This window comes from Streptomyces poriferorum (genome assembly GCF_019399235.1).
Classification (GTDB): Bacteria; Actinomycetota; Actinomycetes; order Streptomycetales; family Streptomycetaceae; genus Streptomyces; species Streptomyces poriferorum.
Map to the genome: position 1 here is coordinate 1 of NZ_JAELVH010000446.1, position 4,819 is coordinate 4,819.

The 4,819-nt window shown below is 72.0% G+C and carries 5 protein-coding genes; all 5 read right to left on the reverse strand.

The features are described from left to right. Positions 1–5: 5 nt before the first annotated feature. A complete protein-coding gene (locus JGS39_RS38005; RefSeq protein ID WP_372456193.1) occupies positions 6–1,718 on the reverse strand; it encodes a fumarate reductase/succinate dehydrogenase flavoprotein subunit in 1,713 nt (570 codons plus the stop codon). Positions 1,719–1,729: 11 nt separating this feature from the next. Continuing rightward, a complete protein-coding gene (locus tag JGS39_RS38010; RefSeq protein ID WP_219574336.1) occupies positions 1,730–2,482 on the reverse strand; it encodes an ABC transporter ATP-binding protein in 753 nt (250 codons plus the stop codon). Beyond that, the gene (locus JGS39_RS38015; RefSeq protein ID WP_219574337.1) at positions 2,479–3,342 is read right to left on the reverse strand and encodes an ABC transporter permease; all 864 of its coding nucleotides are present in this window, start codon (positions 3,340–3,342) and stop codon (positions 2,479–2,481) included. The genes JGS39_RS38010 and JGS39_RS38015 overlap by 4 nt, the downstream gene beginning before the upstream one ends. Continuing rightward, entirely contained in the window at positions 3,339–4,547 is a 1,209-nt protein-coding gene (locus JGS39_RS38020) for a type 2 periplasmic-binding domain-containing protein (RefSeq protein WP_219574338.1), read from the reverse strand. Before JGS39_RS38020 ends, JGS39_RS38015 begins: the two co-directional genes overlap by 4 nt. A 15-nt stretch (positions 4,548–4,562) precedes the next feature. Next, on the reverse strand, positions 4,563–4,790 hold the full coding sequence (locus tag JGS39_RS38025; protein ID WP_033297536.1) for a 4Fe-4S dicluster domain-containing protein: 228 nt from the start codon (positions 4,788–4,790) through the stop codon (positions 4,563–4,565). Positions 4,791–4,819: the final 29 nt, after the last annotated feature.

The window sequence follows — 4,819 nt, forward strand, 5'->3', positions numbered from 1 at the left end:
GGAGTTCACGGCCCGGCCGGTGGCTCCGTACCTGGTCCCGGTGGAAGGGTTCGCACCGGCCGGGCCGTGAACTCCATGGCTCCGGAGGCCGACTTGTACAGGTCCAGGTGGTGGAACCAGTCCGTGTCGTCCCGCTCCGGATGGTCCGTGCGCTCGTGGTAGAGGCCCCAGCGGGACTCCGTGCGGGCCAGCGAGGAACGGGCCGCCATCTCCGCGCAGTCCCGGATGAACGACACCTCCGCGCACCGCATCAGTTCGTGCGGCGTCTTCGCGCCCATCTCCGCGAGGTCGGTGCGCATCCGCTCGAACGACTCCAGGGCGATCGACAGCCGGGCGCCGGACTTCGGCGGCGCCACGTAGTCGTTCACGAAGCGGCGCAGCTTGTACTCGACCTGGGGCTGCGGCGGCCCGTCCGGGTTGCGCAGCGGCCGGTAGATCAGTTCGTGCGCCGCCCGCAGCTGGTCGGCCGGCAACTCGCCCTCGTACGCCGTGAACCGGGCCGCGTCCGCCCCCGCCAGGTCACCGAAGACGAACGCGCCGATCATGTAGTTGTGCGGGACGCAGGCGAGGTCCCCGGCGGCGTAGAGCCGGTCCACCGTGGTGCGGGCGTGGTCGTCGACACGGACGCCGGAGGCCGAGTGGCCGCCGCACAGGCCGATCTCGGAGATGTGCATCTCGATGTCGTGGGTGCGGTAGTCGTGGCCACGTCCGGCGTGGAACGTGCCGCGGGTCGGCCGCTCGGTGGAGTGCAGGATCGTCTCCAGCGCGCTGACGGACTCCTCCGGCAGATGGCTCAGCTTCAGGTAGACCGGACCGCGGTCGGAGGCCACCTCGGCCGCGAACTCCGCCATCATCTGACCCGACCAGTAGTCGGAGTCCACGAAGCGTTCGCCGTGCCGGTTGACCTGGTAGCCGCCGAAGGGGTTGGCGACGTAGGCGCAGGCCGGGCCGTTGTAGTCCTTGATCAGCGGGTTGATCTGGAAGCACTCGATGCCGGTCAGCTCGGCGCCCGCGTGGTACGCCATGGCGTAGCCGTCACCCGCGTTGGTGGGGTTCTCGTACGTCCCGTAGAGGTAGCCGGAGGCCGGCAGGCCGAGGCGGCCGCACGGTCCCGTGGCGAGGACGACCGCGCCCGCGCGGACCGTGACGAACTGTCCCGTGCGGGTGTTGAAGGCGGCCGCGCCGATCGCCCGTCCGTCGTCGCCGGTGAGGATGCGCACGGGCATGACGCGGTTCTCGATCCGGATGCGTTCGCGCATCTCGCGGCGGCGCAGCTGCCGGTAGAGGACCTTCTTCACGTCCTTGCCCTCGGGCATCGGCAGGACGTACGAGCCGGAGCGGTGGACCTGGCGCACCGCGTACTCGCCGTGCTCGTCCTTCTCGAACTTCACCCCGTACGACTCCAGCCGCCGCACCATCGCGAAGCCGCGCGTCGCGGTCTGGCGGACGGTGGACTGGTCGACGATGCCGTCGTTGGCGCGGGTGATCTCGGCGACGTAGTCGTCGGGCTCGGCGCGGCCCGGGATCACGGCGTTGTTCACGCCGTCCATGCCCATGGCGAGCGCGCCGGAGTGGCGGACGTGTGCCTTCTCCAGCAGCAGGACGGAGGCGCCGTGCTCGGCGGCGGTGAGGGCCGCCATGGTGCCGGCCGTACCGCCGCCGACGACCAGCACGTCGCAGGAGAGTTCCTCGGCGTCGGCCAGGGCGGGGATCTGCACGGGAGGGCCTTTCAGGAGAAGGAAGGTGAAGGCGTGAGGGATTCCAGGACCTCGCGGCGCAGCGCGACCGTCGCCGGATCGGCGTGGGCGGCGCGTTCGCGCGGGCGCGGCACGGGCAGCACCCGGCCCGTCGAGAGCAGCGCGACGCGGTCGCCGAGGAACAGCGCCTCGTCCACGTCGTGCGTGACGAAGACGACCGTGGCGCCCGTGCCCCGGAGCACGTCGACGAGGAGTTGCTGCATCCCGGCCCTGGTCTGGGCGTCCAGCGCGCCGAACGGCTCGTCCATCAGGACCGCCCGGGGCCCGGCCGCCAGGGCGCGGGCCAGCTGGACACGCTGGCGCTGGCCGCCGGAGAGCCGGTGCGGGAGCTTGGCGGTGTGCTCGGTGAGACCGACCCGGGCCAGCCACTGTTCGGCGCGCTCCCGCCGTTCGGCACGGGCCACCTTCCGGATGGCCAGGGGCAGTTCGACGTTGGCGCGGACCGTGCGCCAGGGCAGCAGCGCGTCGTCCTGGAAGACGAGGGCCCGTTCGGCGCGGGGCGCGGTGACGGGTACGCCGTCCTGGCTCACCTCACCGCCGAGCACCGGGAGCAGCCCGGCCAGGGTGCGCAGCAGCGTCGACTTCCCGCAGCCGGACGGGCCGACGACGGTGAGGATCTCGCCGGGGACGACGTCGAGGTCGACCCCGTCCAGTACGGGCACACCGGCCCGGCCGAGCGTGGCGCCGCGCAGGGTGAGGCGGACGCCGTGGGAGTCGGTGGTCATGAGCGCACTCGTTCCTGTGGTGCCGTACGGACGGGCGGGACTGCGGTCGCCGCCGGTGCGGGTCCGCGTCGTGCGGGAGCGGCCGGGCGGTTCTCCGTACGCGGCAGCCACCGGGTCAGCCTGCGGCCCAGGAGTTCCACGGCCGTCGAGGTCAGCCAGCCGAGCAGCCCGATGGTGGCCATGCCGACGAAGACGCCCGGATAGTCGACGACCGTGTAGTCCTGCCAGGTCCGGTAGCCGACCCCGTACTCGCCGGAGATCATCTCGGCCGAGATCACGCAGATCCACGACACCCCGATGCCGACGGACAGCCCGCCGAGGATGCCGGGGAGCGCCCCGGGCAGCACGACGGACCACAGGATCCGCCACCGCCCGCCGCCCATCGTCAGGACGGCCTCCTCCCACACCGGCGTCAGCGCCCGTACCGCGTGCCGGGTGGAGACCATGACGGGGAAGAACGCCGCGGTGCAGGTGATGAAGACGATGCCCTGCTCGTTGCTGGGGAACAGCAGGATCGCCACCGGCACGAGCGCGATGGCCGGGACCGGGCGCAGTACTTCGAGGACCGGGCCCAGCAGGTCGGCGGCGAACCGGGAGCGGGCGACGGCCGTGCCGACGGTGACGCCGAGGACGGCGGCGAGCGTGAACCCGGTGACGATCCTGGTCAGACTGTCGGTGAGGTCCTGCCAGTACGCGTCGCCCGACACCCGGTCCGCGTAGGCGCGGGCCACCTCCGTGACCGTGGGTAACTGCTCGAAGCGCAGCCACAGATTGATGTCGTAGGAGGTCAGCGCCTGCCACAGACCGAGTGCCGCGACGAGCGAGAGCGCCCGGCGCACGAGGGACCACGGCCGGCTCATGAGGCGGCCTGGGCCAGGTCCAGCGCGGTGGAGTAGGAGACCGTACGGGCGCCGGGGTGGGCTGTCGCGTCGGCGCGGGCGGCGGACCCGGTGACGTAGGGCCGCAGTTCGTCCCCGTCCGAGACCCAAACCGCCCGGTCCGCGAACCACAGGGTGCCGGTGGACGCGTCGGGGACGTACGCGGTCCGGACCGCGTCCCGGTGCGCGGCCACGTAGCGCAGCAGTTCGGCGGAGGTGGCGAACGCCGTCGTGGTGTCCTTCCCCTTCAGCCACACCTCGCCGCCGCGGCGGGCGGGCGGGCCGGCGGCCAGGGCCTTGGCGTAGCCGGAGCCGAACACCCGCTTGATGTAGCTGTCGTCGACGAACCCGTCCACGTCGACGTCGCCGACGAGCTTCGCCGAGCGCAGCACCGGAACGTCCTTCTTCAGTGCCGCGATCAGGGCGGGCTTCAGCGTGGTGTCGAAGGTGGCGATGCCCTGGGAGCCGTTGTAGAGGTGGACGACCTCGGCGGGCAGACCGGTGGCCTTCGCGACGGATTCGGACGCCGCCACCGGGTGCTCGTGCAGATAGTCGGTCGCCCGGCCCTGGGCGCGCAGGAAGTCCTCCACCACCGCTGAGCGCTTCTTCGCGAAGTCCTGCCGGACCATGACCCCGTGGAAGGTCGGCAGCTTCAGCTCGGCGCCGTCGTACAGCGCCTTGGCCCGGCCCTGGAACGCGAGCAGTCCGGGCCAGGCCACGAACTGGGAGAGGGCGTCCGCGCTGCCCGCCTGGAGCGCCGNCGGGGCGGTGACCACCGTGTTGAGACCGCCCGCCAGGTTGTAGCCGGTGACGGAGACGAGCCGGGTGGGACGGTTCAGCTGCGTGCCCCGGGCCGCGTTGATCAGCAGCGGGAAGTCACCCATCGAACCGATGTCGATCTTTCCCGCGGTCATCTGCGCGGTGATGGGGGCGCCGGTGGCGTAGTCCTGCCACTTCACCTTGTAGGTGACACCGTCCCGCTCGCCGCGGCCGCGCAGCTCCTCCTCGAAGTAGCCGAGGGAGCGGAGCAGGGTGCCGGCCGTGACCGTGTTGATCGTCCGGGACTGGTAGCCGACGGTCACCGTGACCGTGCCGCTGTCGTCGGCGCTCGCCCCGCCACCGCAGCCCGCGGTGAGGGTGGCGAGCAGCGCGGCGCCCGCGAGGGCGCCGATTGCCTTGCTTCGCATGGGAGTCGGGGCCTTTCAGCGCAGGAGGTAGGGCATGTTGACGGTCACCGCGTCGGTGGGGCACCGGGCCGCGCACGGGCCGCAGTACCAGCACTCGTCGACGTGCATGTACGCCTTGCCGCTGTCCGGGTGGATGGCGAGGGAGTCGAGCGGGCACATGTCGACGCAGAGGGTGCAGCCGTCGATGCACTTCGACTCGTCGATGGTCACGGGCACGTCGGCCCGCTGGGGCGCCAGAGGCATGGCGGGGCTCCAGGGAAGGGGTTGTGGGA